This is a genomic window from Streptomyces sp. SID5643 (genome assembly GCF_009872555.1).
Lineage (GTDB): Bacteria > Actinomycetota > Actinomycetes > Streptomycetales > Streptomycetaceae > Streptomyces > Streptomyces iakyrus.
The window spans coordinates 1-17,256 of the sequence record NZ_WWIC01000283.1; the positions used below are offsets into that span (position 1 = coordinate 1).

The 17,256-nt window shown below is 73.1% G+C and carries 15 protein-coding genes and 2 pseudogenes; 12 read left to right on the plus strand and 5 right to left on the minus strand.

Going from position 1 to position 17,256, the window contains the following annotated elements; translation table 11 throughout:
* Positions 1 to 447 (plus strand): PP2C family protein-serine/threonine phosphatase (locus tag GTY56_RS30870; protein WP_161368581.1); only part of this gene is annotated, 447 nt, incomplete at its 5' end.
* A gap of 27 nt (positions 448 to 474) precedes the next feature.
* Positions 475 to 1,707, plus strand: coding sequence for a radical SAM family heme chaperone HemW (hemW, locus tag GTY56_RS30875; protein WP_161368582.1), 1,233 nt, complete (start codon positions 475 to 477; stop codon positions 1,705 to 1,707).
* A gap of 110 nt (positions 1,708 to 1,817) precedes the next feature.
* Here the strand turns inward: hemW and GTY56_RS30880 are convergent, their stop codons facing one another.
* Positions 1,818 to 2,624 carry a DUF3097 domain-containing protein gene (locus GTY56_RS30880; protein WP_161368583.1) on the minus strand — a complete coding sequence of 269 codons (807 nt, stop codon included), beginning with the start codon at positions 2,622 to 2,624 and terminating at the stop codon, positions 1,818 to 1,820.
* A 31-nt stretch (positions 2,625 to 2,655) separates the two neighbouring features.
* Complete coding sequence (locus GTY56_RS30885; protein WP_161368584.1) at positions 2,656 to 3,387, minus strand: MBL fold metallo-hydrolase; 732 nt, start codon at positions 3,385 to 3,387, stop codon at positions 2,656 to 2,658.
* Between the two features lie 170 nt (positions 3,388 to 3,557).
* Between GTY56_RS30885 and hrcA the strand changes: the two genes are divergently transcribed.
* The 4 genes from hrcA to GTY56_RS30905 all read left to right on the plus strand — a co-directional run bounded on the left by hrcA (position 3,558) and on the right by GTY56_RS30905 (position 7,711).
* The gene (hrcA, locus tag GTY56_RS30890; protein WP_033306349.1) at positions 3,558 to 4,574 is read left to right on the plus strand and encodes a heat-inducible transcriptional repressor HrcA; all 1,017 of its coding nucleotides are present in this window, start codon (positions 3,558 to 3,560) and stop codon (positions 4,572 to 4,574) included.
* Positions 4,574 to 5,710, plus strand: coding sequence for a molecular chaperone DnaJ (dnaJ, locus tag GTY56_RS30895; protein ID WP_033306348.1), 1,137 nt, complete (start codon positions 4,574 to 4,576; stop codon positions 5,708 to 5,710). Before hrcA ends, dnaJ begins: the two co-directional genes overlap by 1 nt.
* Before the next feature lie 190 nt (positions 5,711 to 5,900).
* The gene (locus GTY56_RS30900; RefSeq protein WP_161368585.1) at positions 5,901 to 6,974 is read left to right on the plus strand and encodes a nitronate monooxygenase; all 1,074 of its coding nucleotides are present in this window, start codon (positions 5,901 to 5,903) and stop codon (positions 6,972 to 6,974) included.
* Positions 6,971 to 7,711 carry a 16S rRNA (uracil(1498)-N(3))-methyltransferase gene (locus GTY56_RS30905; RefSeq protein ID WP_161368586.1) on the plus strand — a complete coding sequence of 247 codons (741 nt, stop codon included), beginning with the start codon at positions 6,971 to 6,973 and terminating at the stop codon, positions 7,709 to 7,711. The genes GTY56_RS30900 and GTY56_RS30905 overlap by 4 nt, the downstream gene beginning before the upstream one ends.
* Before the next feature lie 6 nt (positions 7,712 to 7,717).
* On the opposite strand, the pseudogene GTY56_RS30910 reads toward GTY56_RS30905, so the two are convergent.
* Positions 7,718 to 8,523 (minus strand): annotated as a pseudogene (locus tag GTY56_RS30910) (transposase family protein); the annotation flags it as partial.
* Between GTY56_RS30910 and GTY56_RS30915 the strand changes: the two are divergent.
* From GTY56_RS30915 to GTY56_RS30940, 6 genes and pseudogenes are all read left to right on the plus strand, one after another.
* Positions 8,522 to 8,695: pseudogene (locus tag GTY56_RS30915) on the plus strand (VOC family protein); the annotation flags it as partial. The pseudogenes GTY56_RS30910 and GTY56_RS30915 sit on opposite strands and share 2 nt — an antisense overlap.
* Before the next feature lie 73 nt (positions 8,696 to 8,768).
* Positions 8,769 to 9,290 (plus strand): hypothetical protein, encoded by a 522-nt coding sequence (locus GTY56_RS30920; protein ID WP_161368587.1) that lies wholly within the window; start codon positions 8,769 to 8,771, stop codon positions 9,288 to 9,290.
* 45 nt (positions 9,291 to 9,335) lie between these two features.
* Complete coding sequence (locus tag GTY56_RS30925; RefSeq protein ID WP_161368588.1) at positions 9,336 to 12,527, plus strand: S41 family peptidase; 3,192 nt, start codon at positions 9,336 to 9,338, stop codon at positions 12,525 to 12,527.
* A 98-nt stretch (positions 12,528 to 12,625) separates the two neighbouring features.
* The gene (locus GTY56_RS30930) at positions 12,626 to 12,979 is read left to right on the plus strand and encodes a histidine triad nucleotide-binding protein (RefSeq protein WP_161368589.1); all 354 of its coding nucleotides are present in this window, start codon (positions 12,626 to 12,628) and stop codon (positions 12,977 to 12,979) included.
* Between the two features lie 6 nt (positions 12,980 to 12,985).
* Positions 12,986 to 13,891: a ribonuclease Z gene (locus GTY56_RS30935; protein WP_161368590.1), complete on the plus strand. Its 906-nt coding sequence runs from the start codon at positions 12,986 to 12,988 to the stop codon at positions 13,889 to 13,891.
* Positions 13,892 to 13,911: 20 nt separating this feature from the next.
* A complete protein-coding gene (locus GTY56_RS30940) occupies positions 13,912 to 14,904 on the plus strand; it encodes an adenosine deaminase (RefSeq protein WP_161368591.1) in 993 nt (330 codons plus the stop codon).
* Between the two features lie 4 nt (positions 14,905 to 14,908).
* Here the strand turns inward: GTY56_RS30940 and GTY56_RS30945 are convergent, their stop codons facing one another.
* Positions 14,909 to 16,222 (minus strand): MFS transporter, encoded by a 1,314-nt coding sequence (locus GTY56_RS30945; protein ID WP_161368592.1) that lies wholly within the window; start codon positions 16,220 to 16,222, stop codon positions 14,909 to 14,911.
* A gap of 223 nt (positions 16,223 to 16,445) precedes the next feature.
* Positions 16,446 to 17,228: an IclR family transcriptional regulator gene (locus tag GTY56_RS30950; RefSeq protein WP_161368593.1), complete on the minus strand. Its 783-nt coding sequence runs from the start codon at positions 17,226 to 17,228 to the stop codon at positions 16,446 to 16,448.
* Between the last annotated feature and the right edge of the window lie 28 nt (positions 17,229 to 17,256).

Here is a 17,256-nt window from a genome sequence, read left to right on the forward strand (position 1 = left end):
GGCGCGCGGCCGACCCCGCCCGGCGACGGCCCGCAGACGCGCTTCCTGTCCCTGCTCTACGGCGAGCTGGTCCCCTTCGACGGCGGGGTCCGCTGCACCGTCGCCTCCGCCGGGCACCCGCTGCCCCTGCGGCTCGGGGCGGGCGGCGAGGTCCACCCGTGCGCGCAGCCGCAGACCCTGCTGGGCGTCGTCGAGGACGCCACCTACACCAGCGAGTCCTTCGAGCTGCGCTCCGGAGACACGCTGCTGTGCGTCACCGACGGAGTGACCGAGCGCCGTTCCGGCTCCCGCCAGTTCGACGACGGGGACGGCCTCGCGGCGGCCCTCGCCGGGTGCGCGGGCCTGGACGCGGAGCTCATAGCCGAGCGGATCAAGCGGCTCGTGCACGAGTTCGGGGCGCGGCCCCCGGCGGACGATCTCGCGCTGCTGGTGCTCCAGGCGGACTGACCCCCCGGGTGCTGGACAATGGAGGGCATGCCTTCCGCACTTCCCGACGGCGAGCCCGTCCCCGACGACGGCACGCTGCCCGCGTCCGCGCTCGCCGGGGCCGCCGACCGCCCGCTCGGGTTCTACCTGCACGTCCCGTACTGCGCGACCCGCTGCGGCTACTGCGACTTCAACACGTACACCGCGACCGAGCTGCGCGGTACCGGCGGCATCCTCGCCTCTCGCGACAACTACGCCGAGACGCTGGCCGACGAGGTCCGGCTGGCGCGCAAGGTGCTGGGCGACGACCCGCGGCCGGTCCGGACGGTGTTCGTGGGCGGGGGCACGCCCACGCTGCTGGACGCCGGTGACCTGGTACGGATGCTGAAGGCGGTGCGGGACGAGTTCGGGCTGGCGGAGGACGCCGAGGTCACGACCGAGGCGAACCCGGAGTCGGTTGATCCCGGGTACCTGGCCGCCCTGCGCGAGGGGGGCTTCAACCGGATCTCCTTCGGGATGCAGAGCGCCCGGCAGCATGTGCTGAAGGTGCTGGACCGCACGCATACGCCGGGGCGGCCCGAGGCGTGCGTCGCGGAGGCCCGGGGCGCCGGGTTCGAGCACGTGAACCTCGACCTGATCTACGGCACGCCGGGGGAGTCCGACGACGACTGGCGGGCCTCGCTGGACGCCGTGCTGGGCGCCGGGCCGGACCATGTCAGCGCCTACGCCCTGATCGTCGAGGAGGGGACGCAGCTCGCACGGCGGATCCGGCGCGGTGAGGTGCCGATGACCGACGACGACGTGCATGCCGACCGGTACCTGATCGCGGACGAGGTGCTCTCGGGCGCCGGCTTCGAGTGGTACGAGGTGTCGAACTGGGCGACCTCGCAGGCGGGGCGGTGTCTGCACAACGAGCTGTACTGGCGGGGGGCCGACTGGTGGGGGGCCGGGCCCGGTGCGCACAGCCATGTGGGCGGGGTGCGGTGGTGGAACGTCAAGCATCCTGGGGCGTACGCGGGTGCGCTGGCTTCGGGGAGGTCGCCGGGGGCCGGGCGTGAGGTGCTCAGCGATGAGGACCGGCGGGTCGAGCGGATCCTGCTGGAGCTGCGGCTCAGGGAGGGCGTGCCGTTGTCGCTGCTCAGGCCGGAGGGTCTGGCCGCCTCGCGGGCGGCGCTGGCGGACGGGCTCCTGGAGAAGGGCCCGTACGACGAAGGGCGGGCCGTGCTCACGCTGCGGGGGCGGTTGCTGGCTGACGGGGTTGTACGAGACCTCGTGGACTGAGGTGCTCGGGGTGGGGGCTGAGGCCGGGTGGGTGCGCAGCCCGGCGGAGCGGGGTGCTGCTGCCCCTACCCGTGCCGCCCCAGCGCCACGACGGCCCGCAGTTAAAACAGCTACGCCGGCGCCGTGACGAAGTCGATCAGTTCCTCCACGCGGCCCAGCAGCTCCGGCTCCAGGTCCTTGTACGAGTGGACCCCCGACAGGATCCGCTGCCAGGCCGCGCCGGTGTTCTCGGGCCAGCCCAGGGCCCTGCACACGCCCGTCTTCCAGTCCTGGCCGCGCGGGATCCGGGGCCAGGCGTCGATGCCCAGGGACGACGGCTTCACCGCCTCCCAGATGTCGATGTACGGGTGGCCGACGACCAGGGCGTGTTCGCTCGTCACCGACTCCGCGATGCGCCACTCCTTCGAGCCGGGTACGAGGTGGTCCACCAGGACGCCCAGCCGTGCGTCCGGCCCGGGGGCGAAGTCGGAGACGATCGACGGCAGGTCGTCGACGCCCTCCAGGTACTCCACGACCACGCCCTCGATGCGCAGGTCGTCGCCCCAGACCTTCTCCACCAGCTCGGCGTCGTGGCGGCCCTCGACGTAGATGCGGCCGGCGCGGGCGACCCGCGCGCGTGCGCCGGGGACGGCGACCGAACCGGAGGCCGTGCGGGTGGGGCGCGCGGGGCCGCCCGGCGCGGGACGGACGAGCGTCACCACCCTGCCCTCCAGCAGGAAGCCGCGTGGCTCCATCGGAAACACCCGGTGCTTGCCGAAGCGGTCCTCCAGCGTCACCGTGCCCGCCTCGCACCGGATCACCGCGCCGCAGAAGCCGGTCCCCGGCTCCTCCACCACCAGACCCGGCTCCGCCGCGACCTCGGGCACCGGCTTCGGCTTCTTCCACGGCGGGGTCAGATCGGCGGAGTACTGGCGCATTCGCATGACGATAGGAGAAGACCGAGGGCGATCACCGCGACACGCCGAAACGCGCCGCCAGCGCGTCCCGTTGCGCCCGCACGAACGCCGCGTCGACCACCGCTCCGTGACCGGGCACGTACAGCGCGTCCTCGCCGCCCAGGTCGAGCAGCCGGTCCAGGGCGGCCGGCCAGTGCGACGGCACCGCGTCGGGGCCCGCCTGCGGCTCCCCGGACTCCTCGACCAGGTCGCCGCAGAACACCACCTCCGGATCACCCGGCACCAGTACCGCCAGGTCGTGCGCGGTGTGGCCCGGGCCGACGTTCGCCAGCAGCACCTGACGGCCACCGCCCAGGTCGAGGGTCCACTCGCCGGAGACCAGGTGGCCGGGCGGTGCCAGCCGCTGCGCCGCCTCCTCGGCCGTGGGCGCCGCCAGGCCGTGGCGTACCGCGTCCGCGCGCAGCTCCTCCCGGTCCCGCGCCCGTGTCAGCACCGCGTCCACGCCCACCGCGCCGAACACCTCCGCGTCCGGGAACGCCGCCATCCCGAAGACGTGGTCGAAGTGCGGATGGGTCAGCGCGAGATGTGTCACACGGTGGCCGGTGAGCGACCGGGCCTGCGCGCGCAGCTTCACGCCCTCCGCGAGACTCGACCCCGCGTCGATCAGAAGGACCGCGCCCTCACCGGCGACCAGCCCCGCCGTGCAGTCCCACACCGGAAGCCGGCACCGCCCCACCCCGGCGGCCACGCGCTCCCACCCGAGGTCTTCCCAAGTCACCGTCATACGGCGACGCTAGCGGTGCGGCCCGCTCGGGGCACGACGCCGCACGACCAGCCTTGCCGGGGGTGTACCCCACCGCCGTACACTGGGCCGGGGAATGCTGGCACTCGCACACGCAGAGTGCCAGGCCGGACCGGCAGGGCAGCAGGCAAGGACATCTGGAGGTGTGCGCGATGCTCAGTGAACGCAGGCTTCAGGTGCTGCGCGCCATCGTCCAGGACTACGTCGGCACCGAGGAGCCGGTGGGCTCCAAGGCCCTCACCGAGCGGCACAGCCTCGGCGTCTCCCCGGCCACCGTCCGCAACGACATGGCGGCCCTGGAGGACGAGGGGTACATCGCCCAGCCGCACACCAGCGCCGGGCGCATCCCCACCGACAAGGGTTACCGGCTGTTCGTCGACAAGCTCGCCGGTGTCAAGCCGATGACCGCGCCCGAGCGGCGCGCGATCCAGAACTTCCTCGAGGGCGCCGTCGACCTCGACGACGTCGTGGCGCGCACGGTGCGGCTGCTCGCGCAGCTCACGCGCCAGGTCGCCGTCGTGCAGTACCCGTCGCTGACGCGCTCGACCGTGCGGCACGTGGAGTTGCTCTCCCTGGCGCCCGCGCGGGTGATGCTCGTGCTGATCACGGACACCGGCCGGGTCGAGCAGCGCGTGGTCGACTGCCCGGCGCCCTTCGGCGACGCCTCGCTCGCGGATCTGCGCGCGCGGCTCAACAGCCGTGTGGCGAACCGCCGTTTCGCGGATGTGCCGAGTCTGGTGGAAGATCTCCCGGAGGCGTTCGAGCACGAGGACCGGGGTACGGTCTCCACGGTGCTCTCCACACTCCTGGAGACGCTCGTCGAGGAGAACGAGGAGCGGCTGATGATCGGCGGCACCGCCAATCTGACCCGCTTCGGGCATGACTTCCCCCTCACGATCCGGCCGGTGCTGGAGGCGCTTGAGGAGCAGGTCGTGCTCCTCAAGCTGCTCGGCGAGGCGAAGGATCCGGGCGTGACCGTACGGATCGGTCATGAGAACGCCCACGAAGGACTCAACTCCACGTCCGTCGTGTCGGTCGGCTACGGTTCGGGCGGCGAGGCAGTCGCCAAGCTCGGCGTGGTCGGACCGACCCGCATGGACTACCCGGGAACGATGGGAGCGGTACGCGCAGTGGCACGGTACGTCGGACAGATCCTGGCGGAGTCGTAGTGGCCACGGACTACTACGCCGTACTCGGCGTGCGCCGCGACGCTTCGCAGGAAGAGATCAAGAAGGCCTTCCGGCGGCTCGCCCGCGAGCTGCACCCGGACGTCAACCCCGATCCGAAGACCCAGGAGCGGTTCAAGGAGATCAACGCCGCCTACGAGGTGCTGTCGGACCCGCAGAAGAAGCAGGTCTACGACCTCGGCGGCGACCCGCTCTCGCAGGCCGGTGGCGGCGGCGCGGGCGGCTTCGGAGCCGGCGGGTTCGGGAACTTCTCGGACATCATGGACGCGTTCTTCGGCACGGCGTCGCAGCGCGGACCGCGCTCGCGCACCCGCCGCGGCCAGGACGCGATGATCCGCATCGAGGTCGAGCTCGACGAGGCGGCCTTCGGTACGACGAAGGACATCCAGGTCGACACGGCCGTCGTCTGCAACACGTGCAGCGGTGAGGGCGCGGCCCCGGGCACCTCCGCCCAGACGTGTGACATGTGCCGCGGCCGCGGTGAGGTCTCGCAGGTCACCCGGTCCTTCCTGGGCCAGGTCATGACGTCCCGCCCGTGCCCGCAGTGCCAGGGCTTCGGCACGGTCGTGCCGACTCCGTGCCCGGAGTGCGCGGGCGACGGCCGCGTCCGGTCCCGCCGCACGCTCACGGTGAAGATCCCGGCCGGTGTCGACAACGGCACGCGCATCCAGCTCGCCGGCGAGGGCGAGGTCGGCCCCGGCGGCGGTCCGGCCGGAGACCTCTACGTCGAGATCCACGAGCTGCCGCACAGCACGTTCCAGCGGCGCGGCGACGACCTGCACTGCACGGTGACCATCCCCATGACGGCGGCGGCCCTCGGCACGAAGGTGCCGCTGGAGACGCTCGACGGCATGGAGGAGGTCGACATCCGCCCGGGCACCCAGTCCGGCCAGTCGATCCCGCTGCACGGCCGGGGCGTCACGCACCTGCGCGGCGGCGGACGCGGCGACCTCATCGTCCACGTCGAGGTCCAGACCCCGACCAAGCTCGACCCCGAGCAGGAACGCCTGCTGCGCGAGCTCTCCAAACTCCGCGGCGAGGAACGCCCCACGGGGCAGTTCCAGCCGGGGCAGCAGGGGCTGTTCTCGCGGCTGAAGGATGCGTTCAACGGGCGTTGACGCGAGCGGTCCGGCTGCTGCCGGGGGTTCGGGGGTGGTCCCCCGGGCGGGCACGGTCAGCCGGGGCGGCAGGGGCTGTTCTCGCGGCTGAAGGACGCCTTCACGGGCGCTGACGCCGGGCGTGCTTCTGGTCTATGCCAGTCGGCAGGCCGGTTTCGGAGTTGTTCGGAGGACGTGACAACATGCGGTCATGTCCTCCGCACTGACCGATCTCTTCCCCCTCCCGATCGTGCAGGCCCCCATGGCGGGCGGCGTCTCCGTACCGCAGCTCGCCGCGGCCGTGTGCGAGGCGGGCGGGCTCGGATTCCTCGCCGCCGGGTACAAGACCGCCGACGGGATGTACCAGGAGATCAAGCAGATCCGGAGCCTCACCGGCAGGCCCTTCGGCGTCAACGTCTTCATGCCGCAGCCGGAGTACGCCGACCCGGCCGCCGTTGACGTCTACGCCCATCAGCTGGCCGGCGAGGCCACCTGGTACGAGGCCGAGCTCGGCGATCCGGACAGCGGACGCGACGACGGCTTCGAGGCCAAGCTCGTGGTGCTGCGCGACAACCCCGTACCGGTGGTGTCGTTCCACTTCGGCGTCCCGAGCCGTGAGGTCGTCGACGCCCTGCACCGCGTCGGCACCTTCGTCCTGGCCGCCGCGACCACCCCCGACGAGGCCCGGGCCGTGGAGCGGGCGGGCGCGGACGCGGTCATCGCCCAGGGCATCGAGGCCGGCGGCCACCAGGGCACCCACCGGGACATCCCCGAGACGGACGGTTCCGGCCTCGGGCTGCTGTCGCTGATCGCCCAGGTCCGCGAGGCCGTCGGCATCCCGATCGTCGCCGCCGGCGGCATCATGCGTGGCAGCCAGATCGCCGGCGTGCTCGCGGCGGGCGCGAGCGCCGCCCAGCTGGGCACCGCCTTCCTCGCCACGCACGAGTCGGGCGCGAACGCCCTGCACAAGCGGGCCCTAACCAACCCCCTGTTCGTCCGCACGGAGCTGACCCGGGCGTTCTCCGGGCGGCCCGCGCGCGGTCTCGTCAACCGGTTCCTGCGCGAGCACGGCCCGTACGCGCCCGCCGCCTACCCCGAGATCCATCACCTCACCTCGCCGCTGCGCAAGGCCGCCGCCAAGGCCGGTGACGCGCAGGGCATGGCGCTGTGGGCCGGGCAGGGGCACCGCATGGCGCGGGAGCTGCCCGCCGGGCAGCTCGTCGAGGTGCTGGCCGGTGAACTGGCAGCCGCCCGGGCCGCGTTGACGGGCGGTGGCGTGCTGTGACCGCGCCGGTGTTCGTCGTCGAGCACTTCGACGCGGGCGGTGGCGGCCGGTACGTCCTCGACGGGCCGGAGGGGCGGCACGCCGTCTCCGTGAAGCGCCTGCGCGCCGGCGAGAACGTCGTGCTCACGGACGGGGCGGGCCGCTGGGCGGACTGCGTCGTGCTCGACACGGAGGGCAAGGACCGGCTGATCCTCCAGCTGGACTCGGTGTCCGAGGAGCCCGTGGAGGAGCCCCGGGTCACGGTCGTCCAGGCGCTGCCCAAGGGCGACCGGGGCGAGCTCGCCGTGGAGACGATGACCGAGGTCGGCGTCGACGCGATCGTGCCCTGGGCGGCGGTGCGCTGCATCACGCAGTGGAAGGGCGACCGCGGGGTCAAGGCACTGGGCAAGTGGCGGGCGACGGCCCGGGAGGCCGGCAAGCAGTCCCGCCGGGTGCGCTTCCCGGAAGTCGCTCCGGCGGCGACGACCAAGCAGGTCGCCGCTCTGCTGGCCGGGGCGGACTTCGCGGCCGTGCTGCACGAGAGCGGGGACGCGCCGCTGGCCACGGCCGAACTGCCGGCCACCGGCGAGATCGTGCTGGTCGTGGGGCCCGAGGGGGGCGTGGCGCCGGAGGAGCTGGCGCTGTTCGAGGAGGCGGGGGCGCAGGCGTACCGCCTGGGGCGCAGTGTGCTGCGCACATCGACGGCCGGGACGGCCGCCGCGGCCGTACTCCTGGCACGCACCGGACGCTGGTCCTGACCGTTCCTAGCGGGAGTGCGTCCTGCTGCCGGAACTCATGCTCAGCCGAACGCCCCGGACGGTGTTGGACGTTCTGGTTGCCCGCGTTCGCTCCGCGTCCGGCGCCGACGGATCGTGTCCGTGGTCCGGGGACGAGGGGGCGGGTTCCCTCACGTCCAGGAACACGCCGATCGGCCTGGACGGTCCGATGCCCCACCGCATCACTCCGGTGCGGTGGGGGCGGTGCCGTCCGTCGCCGGATCGGGCGTTGCTGGGCGCGCCTTGCGATCGCCACGGCGGCAGCATCGTGGCGAGTGGGTGTACGAGTCATGCTGGTGAGGGGTTTTTGCCAGTGCTGGGCACCCCAGCGGCTGGTGCAGGCGGGGTGACGGCGATGACCGCGATACCCGTCTGATCCGCCATCGAAGCCAGCCGGGCGCGCAGGCGGCCCGTCGGCATGCCGGAGATCAGCTGCCGGAAGCGCTTCTTACGGCCGTGTTTCTCGCGGGTCTTCTCCGCGGTGAAGTCCGTGGGCTGCCGGTCGGGTTGCCATAGACATCCAGGCGCCAGGTGGCCAAGTGGTCTGCGTTCATGTCGACGCCGATCACCCCGTGGGCGAGGGCGGTCTCGGTCGGGAAGGTGGGGGTGGGCGGGATCTGCCAGGCGGCGCCCACGTACCAGCGGTCGCGCTCCAGATCCGGGTGGATGCGGTAGGCGACTGCCCGGTTGGCCGCCACACGGTCGGCCCACTCGCGGCCCCGGTGCGCGAAGACAATCCGACAGGCCAGCACGTACCGGCCGTGCGGGGCGTTGGCCAGATGCGTGAGCGGAGCGGTCGTGCTGCGGGTGGACGGGCTGGACGCGTACTGCGAGGAGATCACGATGCGCGGCGCCACGGTGCCGCACGGCCCGGCGCCCCTGACGGACCGGATGCGGGTGGCTCATCCCAAGGACCCCGGGGGCGACTTGGTGGAGCTCCGGGAGTGGCTGCTGCTGCGCGGCTGACGCCTTTGCGCCCTACCGCGCGGCCTCCGTCAGTGGCAGGCTCCCCTCCATGGGGGCTTCCAGGAGGAATCGGATGGGACCGCGCGGCCGGCGCGTGGCGGTCGCGGCGACGTTCGCCGCGGTGGCGGTGGGCGGCGCCGTCGCCTGCGAGCCGGGCAGCATCAGCTCCGCGTCCGTCGCGTACACCACCGACGAGACCGTGACCAAAGAGCTCAACCGGCAGAAGGCGGGCGTGCGTTGGCTCACCTGCACCGCCTCCTACGGGGAGAGCGGCGGGAAGTCGTCACCCTCGGCGCGTGAGCGGACCGTCGCGACCGTCGACTGCGAGGGCGAGACCGACGACGGCAAGGAGATCACCGTCGACGGCAAGGTCACGCACGCGGTGGACGGGGCGTGTGTGCGCGGGAAGATCACCGCCAAGGTGGACGGCAAGGTGTGGTTCGAGGTCGACGGGCTCGGCGACTGCAACTCCACCAGTCCGCCCCCCGTCGGCGGGCCGCCGGCCGGGCAGCCCGGTCCGACCGTCACGGTGACCGTCACCCAGACCATCTGGTGCGAGCAGTATCCGGACTGCCGCCCTGTCGAGGGCAAGTGATCCGAACCCTGTCCGCGCGGCGTCGTCCCTGCATAGGGTGATCAGGTGACATCGTCTGCTTACCTCCGGTTCCCCCATGTGCACGGCGACCTGGTCGCCTTCACCGCCGAGGACGACGTGTGGCTCGCCCCGCTCGACGGCGGCCGGGCCTGGCGGGTCAGCGCCGACAACATGCCGGTGACCCACCCCCGCATCTCGCCCGACGGCACCACGGTCGCCTGGACCTCCACCAGAGACGGCGCCCCCGAGGTGCTCGTCGCCCCGGTCGACGGCGGTCCGGCCAAGCGGCTGACGTACTGGGGGAGTCTCAAGACGCAGGTGCGCGGCTGGACTCCCGACGGCGAGGTCCTGGCGATCAGCACCGAGGGGCAGGCGAGCCTGCGCCGCACCTGGGCCCGTGCCGTCCCGCTGGACGGCGGCCCGGCCACCACCCTGCCGTACGGGCCCGTCGGCGACGTCGCCCACGGCCCGCACACGGTGCTGCTGTCCGCGCCGATGGGCCGGGAGGCGGCCTGGTGGAAGCGGTACCGGGGCGGCACGGCGGGCAAGCTGTGGATCGACCGGGAGGGCGACGGCGAGTTCGTACGGCTGCACGAGGACGTCGACGGGAACATCGAGTACCCGCTGTGGGCGGGCGACCGGATCGCCTTCCTCTCCGACCACGAGGGCACCGGAGCGCTCTACTCCTCCCTCGCCGACGGCTCCGACCTGCGGCGCCACACCCCTCTCGACGGTTTCTACGCCCGGCACGCCGCGACCGACGGCACCCGGGTCGTCTACTCCAGCGCCGGTGAACTGTGGGTGCTCGACGACCTGGAGGGGGCCGAGCCGCGGCGGCTGGAGGTGCGGCTGGGCGGACAGCGCACCGATCTCCAACCGTTCCCGGTGAACGCCTCCCGCTGGTTCGGCTCGGCGTCCCCGGACCACACCGCGCGCGGCAGCGCGGTCGCCGTGCGCGGCTCCGTGCACTGGGTCACCCATCGTGCAGGACCGGCCCGCGCCCTGGCCGCCACGCCCGGCGTGCGGGCCCGGCTGCCGCGGACGTTCCGCGCGGACGGCGAGGAATGGGTGGTGTGGGTGACGGACGCCGAGGGCGACGACGCCCTGGAGTTCGCACCCGCCACCGGACTCGCCCCCGGGGCGACTCCCCGCCGGATCGCCGCCGGGCAGCTCGGCCGGGTGCTGGACCTCGCCATGGCGCCCGACGGCAGCCGGGCGGCGGTCGCCTGCCACGACGGCCGGCTGCTGCTCGTGGAGCGGGAGACCGGCGAGGTGCGCGAGGTGGACCGCAGCGAGGACGGCGACGTGTCCGGGCCCGTCTTCTCGCCCGACTCCTCCTGGCTGGCCTGGTCCCACCCCGGCCCCCGGCCCCTGTGCCAGCTGAAGCTGGCCAACACCACCGACCTGTCGGTCACCGAAGCCACCCCGCTGCGCTTCCAGGACTACGCGCCCGCGTTCACGATGGACGGCAAGCACCTCGCGTTCCTGTCGACCCGCTCCTTCGACCCGGTCTACGACGAGCACGTCTTCGACCTGGCCTTCGTCGTGGGCGCCCGGCCGCATCTGATCACCCTCGCGGCCACCACGCCCTCCCCGTTCGGACCGCAGCGGCACGGCCGGTCCTTCGATACGCCCGACCGGGAGGAGACCCCCGACAGCGAGGGCACCCCCACCACCCGCATCGACCTCGAAGGCCTTGCCGACCGCATCGTGCCCTTCCCGGTCGAGGCCGCCCGCTACACCAACCTGCGCGCCGCCAAGGACGGCGTCCTGTGGCTGCGCCACCCGGTCACCGGCGTGCTCGGCGCGTCGCGGGCCACCCCCGACGACCCCGACCCCAAGTCCGAGCTGGAGCGCTACGACCTCGCCCAGCAGCGCGTCGAGCATCTCGCCGTCGACGCCGACCACTTCGCGGTGAGCGGCGACGGCAAGCGGGTGCTGCTGTGGACCGACGGGCGGCTGAAGGTCGTGCCCAGCGACCGGCGCGCCTCGGGTGACGACGACAGCGACTCCAACATCACCGTCGACCTGGGCCGGGTACGCCAGTTCGTGGACCCGGCGGCCGAGTGGCGCCAGATGTTCGACGAGAACGGCCGCATCATGCGGGACCACTTCTGGCGGCCCGACATGAGCGGCGTCGACTGGGACGGTGTCCTCGACCGCTACCGCCCGGTCGTGGAGCGGCTCGCCACCCACGACGACCTGGTCGACCTGCTGTGGGAGGTCCAGGGCGAGCTCGGCACCTCGCACGCCTATGTCACCCCGCGCGGCGGCCACGGCCACGGCCCCCGCCAGGGCCTGCTCGGCGCCGACATCTCCCGCCATGGGGACGGCAGTTGGCGGGTCGACCGGATCCTGCCCTCCGAGACCTCCGACCCGGACGCCCGCAGCCCGCTGGCCGCCCCGGGCGTCGCGGTACGCCCCGGTGACGCCATCGTCGCCATCGCGGGACAGCCGGTCGACCCCGTTCTCGGCCCCGGCCCGCTGCTGATCGGCACGGCGAACAAGCCGGTGGAGCTGACCATCTCCCCGTCCGGCGGCGGCGACCCCCGGCACGCCGTCGTCGTCCCCGTCGCCGACGAGGAACCCCTGCGCTACCACGCCTGGGTCGCCGACCGCCGCGCCTACGTCCACGAGAAGTCCGGAGGCCGCCTCGGCTACCTCCACGTCCCCGACATGCAGGCCCCCGGCTGGGCCCAGATCCACCGCGATCTGCGTGTCGAGGTCGCCCGGGAGGGCCTGGTCGTCGACGTCCGCGAGAACCGGGGCGGCCACACCTCGCAGCTGGTCGTCGAGAAGCTGGCCCGCCGCATCGTCGGCTGGGCCGTCCCGCGCGGCATGCGCCCCTACAGCTACCCGGAGGACGCCCCGCGCGGCCCCGTCGTGGCCGTCGCCAACGAGTTCTCCGGCTCCGACGGCGACATCGTCAACGCGGCGATCAAGGCCCTCGGCCTCGGCCCGGTCGTCGGCACCCGCACCTGGGGTGGCGTCATCGGCATCGACAGCCGCTACCGCCTGGTCGACGGCACCCTCGTCACCCAGCCCAAGTACGCCTTCTGGCTGGAGGGCTACGAGTGGGGCGTGGAGAACCACGGGGTCGACCCGGACGTGGAGGTGGTCCAGCGCCCTCAGGACTACGCGGCGCACAGGGACACCCAACTGGACGAGGCCATCCGACTGGCACTGGAGGCACTGGAGACCAGTCCGGCGAAAACGCCTCCAGGCTTGCCCACGTAAGGGGCGCGGGGAACGGCGCGACCAGCCACAACGCACCCGCACCCGACGACGATACGATGCCCAAGCCGGACCGCACCGGCCCAACCCTCGGAGGAGACATGGCAGGGGAGCCCCAGGAAGACTGCCTGTTCTGCAAGATCGTCGCGGGCACCGTCCCGGCGACGATCGTCCGCCAGACAGACACCACCATCGCGTTCCGCGACATCAACCCCCAGGCCCCCACCCACGTCCTGATCATCCCCAAGGCGCACTACGAGAACGCCGCCGCCCTCGCCGCAGCCGATCCGGCCCTCACCGCCGACGTCGTCCGCGAGGCCCAGGCCGTCGCCGACGAGGAGAAGCTCGACAGCTACCGCCTCGTCTTCAACACCGGCAGCGGCGCCGGCCAGACGGTGTGGCACGTGCACGGCCACGTGCTCGGCGGCCGCGGCCTCGAATGGCCCCCGGGGTAATCCGCCTTGTCCGTACGTGAACTCGTGGTCCTCGGCACCGCCAGCCAGGTCCCGACCCGGCACCGCAACCACAACGGCTACCTGCTGCGCTGGGACGGCGAGGGCATCCTCTTCGACCCCGGCGAGGGCACGCAGCGCCAGATGCTGCGTGCCGGGGTCGCCGCGCACGACCTGAACCGGATCTGCGTGACGCACTTCCACGGCGACCACTCCCTCGGTCTCGCCGGCGTGATCCAGCGCATCAACCTGGACAAGGTGCCGCACGAGATCACCGCCCACTACCCCCGCTCCGGGCAGCGCTTCTTCGACCGGCTCCGGTACGCCACCGCCTACCGCGAGACCGTCGGCATCACCGAGGCCCCGGTCGCCGCCGACGGGCCGCTGGCCCGCACGGGCGCCTACACGCTTCAGGCCCGCAAGCTGTCGCACCCGGTGGAGTCGTACGGCTACCGGATCGTCGAGCCCGACGGCCGCCGGATGCTGCCCGAGCGGCTCGCCGCGCACGGCATCAAGGGCCCGGACGTCGGCCGGATCCAGCGCGAGGGGGAACTCGCCGGAGTCAGCCTGGCAGACGTCAGCGAGACGCGGCGCGGGCAGCGGTTCGCGTTCGTCATGGACACCCGGCTGTGCGACGGCGTGTACGCGCTCGCGGAGGGCTGCGACCTGCTCGTCATCGAGTCGACGTTCCTCGACGAGGACGAGGAACTCGCCGTCGAGCACGGTCACCTGACGGCAGGTCAGGCGGCCCGGGTGGCCCGGGACGCCGGCGTGCGGCACCTCGTGCTGACCCACTTCAGCCAGCGCTACACCGATCCGGAGGAGTTCGAGCGCCAGGCCCGGGCCGCGGGGTACGACGGCGAGCTGACCGTGGCCCACGATCTCCTGAGGGTGCCGGTTCCGAAGCGTCGGTGAAACGGCCGTACGATGAATTGATGTTCCTCCCCAAAGCCGAACTGCACCTTCACATCGAAGGCACCCTGGAACCGGAACTCGCCTTCGAGCTCGCCGCGCGCAACGGTGTCACGCTGCCGTACGCCGACACGGACGCGCTGCGCGAGGCCTACCGGTTCGAGGACCTTCAGTCCTTCCTGAACCTGTACTACGAGCTCATGGCCGTCCTGCGCACCGAGCGGGACTTCGAGGACCTGGCGAACGCCTATCTCGCCCGGGCCGCCGCGCAGGGCGTGCGGCACGCGGAGATCTTCTTCGACCCGCAGGCCCACACCGGCCGCGGGCTGGACATCGGCACGGTCGTCGAGGGGCTGTGGCGGGCGCTGGGGAACAGCGAGGCGAACCACGGTGTCTCGACCCGGCTGATCCTGTGCTTCCTGCGCGACGAGTCCGCCGAGTCGGCCCTGGCCACGCTGGACGCGGCCAAGCCCTACCTGGACCGGATCACCGGCGTCGGCCTCGACTCCGCCGAGGTCGGGCATCCGCCGGTGAAGTTCCGCGAGGTCTACGAGGCCGCCGCCGCCCTCGGACTGCGGCGGGTCGCCCACGCCGGTGAGGAGGGTCCGCCGGAGTACGTCACCGAGGCGCTGGACGTCCTCGGCGTCGAACGCGTCGACCACGGGCTGCGCTGCGTGGAGGACCCGGCGCTGGTGGAGCGGCTGGTGCGCGACCGGGTGCCGCTGACGCTGTGCCCGCTGTCCAACGTCCGGCTGCGCACCGTCGACACCCTCGCCGACCACCCGCTGCCCGCCATGCTGGACGCCGGCCTGATGTGCACGGTCAACTCCGACGACCCGGCCTACTTCGGCGGCTACGCCGGCGACAACTTCGACGCCGTGCGCGCCACTCTCGGCCTGCCCGACGAGCGGCTGCGCGAGCTCGCCCGCAACTCCTTCCTCGCCTCGTTCCTGGAGGACGACGAGGAGCTGCGGGCGCGGTATCTCGCCGAGGTGGAGGCGTACACCTTCCGGTAGGGCCTCAGAAGACCTCCGACCCCGCCTTGTCGTAGGCACGCTGGGCGGGGACGGCCGGGGTCTCCACCGGGATCTCGACCACCGGCTGCTCCGGGGCGCCGATCTCGGGGATCGCGCCGGTGGGCGTGCCCGTGGCGGCGGCGACCAGCGCGGCCGGGTGGCCGCCGCGGCGGCGGATCGCGCCGGGCAGCAGCGGGCGTCCGCCGGTGTGCAGGGCGACGGCGGTCATCGGCAGGGCGATCACCAGCAGTCCCGCGCCGAGGACCGCGCCCATGACCGGGAACCCGGCCTGCGCCGACAGCACGCTGCCGGTCAGCGGCCCGGCGGCGGTGCCCAGCGAGGAAGCCGAGCCGACCAGCACCGCCCAGCGGCCGCGCGGGTCGAGCGAGGCCGCGAGCCCGATGAGGTACGACAGCACCACCGGGTAGAGCGTGTTCCAGGCGATCTCGCCGGCCGCGAAGCTTCCCAGGTCGGTCGCGGAGGCGCTGAGCACGATGCAGGCGGCGATGAGGACCGTGCCGCCGCCGATGGGCAGCGCGCGGCCGAGACGGGCCCCGAGGGCGCCCGCCGCGAGGACCCCGGCCAGCCCGGCGCCGAGGCCGAGGGCGAAGACCACACCGACGGTGGCCTCACCCAGGTGCACCTGCTCCAGGCCGATCCGGCCGCTCACGCCCCACAGGGAGTTCTGGGCGAGCGACCAGCACAGCATGGCGCCGGCGAGCACCAGCCCGGAACGGGCGTGCGGCAGCCGGGCCTTGTCCTGCCGGGCGGGGGCGGCGGGCGCGCCTGCGGGGAGACGGCCCGTCAGCGGCCAGACGGCCAGGGCCGTGAGGGCGATCGCGGCCAGGGGCAGCCCGTGGCCCGGGCCGAGGTGCGGCACGGTCAGATACACGGCGCCCGCGAGGGCGGAGACGCTGAGCAGCCCGGCCGTGGAGGCCCGGTGCGGATCCCGCTGGGCGGCGATGAGCGTGGCGGCGACGGTGGTGGCCGTGCCGGAGCCGAACCCGCCGACGACCGCGCCGGCGACGACCACGGGGACGGCGGTGCTCAGGGCCGCGCCGCCGTAGCCGAGCAGGGCCAGGGCGAGACCGAGCCGGGCGAGGGTGCGGGCCCCGATCCGTTCGACCCGGGAGGCCAGGACGAAGCCGGCGGCGGCCGAACTCAGCAGCAGGGCACTGCCGACGGCACCGGCGTGGGTGGCGGAGAGCGGAAGGTCCGAGTCGAGCCTGCCGACGGTGGTCGGCAGCAGATACGGAGCGAGGTACCCGGCCGTGAAAAGGGCGACGAGGGGCCAGGGGGTGGTGCGGGGGGCGAACACGGGCGTTCCCAGGGCATGCGAAAGGAGCGGGGGAAAGGGGGGTGGGCGACGACCGTCGACGGACAGGAACGCGCTGGCAATTTGTATCAAGCACGTAGTCGCCCACGGGAGCCCGGGGTGTGTGATCTGGAGCACGTTGCGTTTGGGGTGGTGAAGCCCGGGTACACGAGCGTGTTTCGTCAGGCGCCGAGTGGGCTGTCGCCGGTGCTCGCGGGCGCCTTCGCTAGCGCCAGTGCACCGATCCGGACCCCGCCGGAACGGTCGCCTCGGCCTTCGCCCTGATCTCCCGCATCACGGCCACGATCCGTTCCTCGTGCCCGGCTGTCAGCCGGGCGACCGGCACCGAGCAGCTGATCGCGTCCTGCGCCGGAGTGTCGTAGCGCAGCGCGAATCCGAAGCCGACGATGCCGGTCACGCCCTCCTCCCGGTCCACCGAGTAGCCCCGGGTCCGGACTTCGGCGAGGTCGGCCGCCAGCGACTCCCTGCTCGTGTGCGAGTTCCGGGTCAGTGCCTCGTACGGCCCCTCGGGCAGATCCCCGTCCGGGCGTTCCGCCAGCAGGGCCTTGCCCAGGGCGCCGGCGTGCGCGGGCAGCCGCCGTCCCACCCGGCTGATCGTGCGCAGGTACTCGTGCGACTCCCGCGTGGCCAGATACGCCACGTCCCGGCCGTCCAGCCGGCCCATGTGAATGGTCTCGCCGAGCGCCTCGGAGGCCTCGTCGAGACACGGCCGTACCGCCCGCACGCGCGGGTCGGAGTCGAGGTAGCTCGTCCCGGTGAGCAGGGCGTGGATGCCGATGCCGTACAGGGACCCGGTGACGTCGGTGCGGACCCAGCCGCGCGAGATCAGGGTCTGTAGCAGGGCGTACATCGAGCTGCGCGGCACGCCGAGTTCGCCGGCCAGCTCCTGGAGCCGGGCCGGGCGGTCGCCGCGCGCGGCGAGGAGTTCCAGCAGCTCGACCGTGCGTGCCGCGGACTTCACCTCACGGACGCCCCCTGTGTCTGACATGCACCGATGGTAAGCGGGCCACCCGGGC

Bases quoted from the DNA above. Each gene is read 5' to 3' on its own strand.
- hemW (WP_161368582.1), top strand. From the start codon at position 475: ATGCCTTCCGCACTTCCCGACGGCGAGCCCGTCCCCGACGACGGCACG.
- GTY56_RS30880 (WP_161368583.1), bottom strand. From the start codon at position 2,624: ATGCGCCAGTACTCCGCCGATCTGACCCCGCCGTGGAAGAAGCCGAAG.
- GTY56_RS30885 (WP_161368584.1), bottom strand. From the start codon at position 3,387: ATGACGGTGACTTGGGAAGACCTCGGGTGGGAGCGCGTGGCCGCCGGG.
- hrcA (WP_033306349.1), top strand. From the start codon at position 3,558: ATGCTCAGTGAACGCAGGCTTCAGGTGCTGCGCGCCATCGTCCAGGAC.
- GTY56_RS30900 (WP_161368585.1), top strand. From the start codon at position 5,901: ATGTCCTCCGCACTGACCGATCTCTTCCCCCTCCCGATCGTGCAGGCC.
- GTY56_RS30920 (WP_161368587.1), top strand. From the start codon at position 8,769: ATGGGACCGCGCGGCCGGCGCGTGGCGGTCGCGGCGACGTTCGCCGCG.
- GTY56_RS30930 (WP_161368589.1), top strand. From the start codon at position 12,626: ATGGCAGGGGAGCCCCAGGAAGACTGCCTGTTCTGCAAGATCGTCGCG.
- GTY56_RS30940 (WP_161368591.1), top strand. From the start codon at position 13,912: ATGTTCCTCCCCAAAGCCGAACTGCACCTTCACATCGAAGGCACCCTG.
- GTY56_RS30950 (WP_161368593.1), bottom strand. From the start codon at position 17,228: ATGTCAGACACAGGGGGCGTCCGTGAGGTGAAGTCCGCGGCACGCACG.